The 1,484-nt window shown below is 68.0% G+C and carries 1 protein-coding gene; it reads right to left on the reverse strand.

Annotated features, from left to right (window positions below):
- Positions 1 to 82 precede the first annotated feature (82 nt).
- On the reverse strand, positions 83 to 1,363 hold the full coding sequence (locus GPK42_RS05875) for an IS256 family transposase (protein WP_006234240.1): 1,281 nt from the start codon (positions 1,361 to 1,363) through the stop codon (positions 83 to 85).
- Positions 1,364 to 1,484 lie beyond the last annotated feature (121 nt).

Here is a 1,484-nt window from a genome sequence, read left to right on the forward strand (position 1 = left end):
GGTAGTGTCGAGAAAGTTGGTGTAGAGCCCCATCCGAAGCGAGTCGGCCCGGCGTCCTAGAATCTGGAATACGGTTGATATCCTATGCCGCCTCGACCCTGTCCGCAAGCTCGAGGCCGGACTCGAGCATCTTCCTGGCCTCCGCCTCAAGCCGCGCCCAATCGACGGGACCGTCGATTCCCCGAGTGCGACCGTCATCGTAGAGCTCGTTCATCCTCACCTCCGAGAAGTACCTGGACTCCTGCCATATCTCGTCCTGCTCGCACATGACCGCGCCCGCGAGCCGCACCAGCGAGCCCGTGGAGGGGAACACCTGCACGACGCGCGACCTGCGCTTTATCTCCCGGTTGGTCCTCTCCTGCACGTTGTTGGTGCGCAGGCGCTTCCAGTGGGTCGGCGGGAAGTCGAGGTAGGCCAGCGCGTCGGGCTCGGCCTCCTCCAGCACCGCCGCCGCCCTGGGGCAGCACCCCTCCAGCATGTCGCACGCCGCGTGGTACATGGCCGTCACGGTGGCGGCGTCGCGCCCGCGGAACACCTGCGACACGATCCTGCCCACGCGGCGCCTGAGCTGCCAGGAGCCGGCCTCGCGCATGCAGTCGCGCATGAGGTGGACCGCGCAGCGCTGCCACGCGGCGCCCTGGAAGACCTCGCCGAGCGCCCGGACGAGCCCCGGGTGGGCGTCCGAGACGACGAGCCGCACGCCCGCCGCCCCGCGCGAGCGGATAGCCCGCAGGAAGGCGAGCCACGAGTCGTAGGACTCGGTGTCGACCACGTCGACGCCCAGGACGCGCCTCCAGCCGCCCGCATCGCAGCCGATGGCGGTGACCACGGCGGTGGAGGCGACGCGCCCCTCGCGGCGGCACTTGACGTAGGTCGCGTCGAGCCAGACGTAGGGCACCGGCGAGCCGCCGAGCGGCCTTGCGCACAGGTCCTCGATGTCTGCGTCCAGGCTCGAGGCGATGGCGCTCACCTGGTCCTTCGAGAGTCTGGAGACGCCCATCTTCTCGGCCACCCTCTGCACCTTGCGGGTGCTGGTGCCCGTGGCGTACATCTCGGCCACGGCGGCCACGAGGGCGCGGTCGACGCGCTGGTAGCGCTCGAGCACGTCCTCGGGGAAGAAGCTGCCGGAGCGCAGCTTGGGGATGCGCAGCGTCAGCGTGCCGACGCAGGTGGCGAGCGACCTCTCGCGGTAGCCGTTTCGGCTGTTCCCCCCGCCACCGCAGAGCTGGTCGGCCTCGGCGTCCATCACGGCGTTCACGACCTGCTCGGCGAGACGCCTGAGCAGCTCCTGCATGTCGATGGCGCCGTCGTCGAAACGGGGCATGGCGAGCATGTCCGGCGTCGGGTCTGATAAGATTTCCATAGCGGTCTTCGTCCTTTCCTAGAACCTGTTGTTGTGGTGATTTCAGATTCTAGGACGAAGGCCGTTCTTCGTTAAACGGGCGCTAGAGCGTCACCCTTACACCAACATTTTCGACGCGATC

It is taken from the genome of Collinsella aerofaciens (assembly GCF_018785265.1).
GTDB lineage: Bacteria > Actinomycetota > Coriobacteriia > Coriobacteriales > Coriobacteriaceae > Collinsella > Collinsella aerofaciens_AI.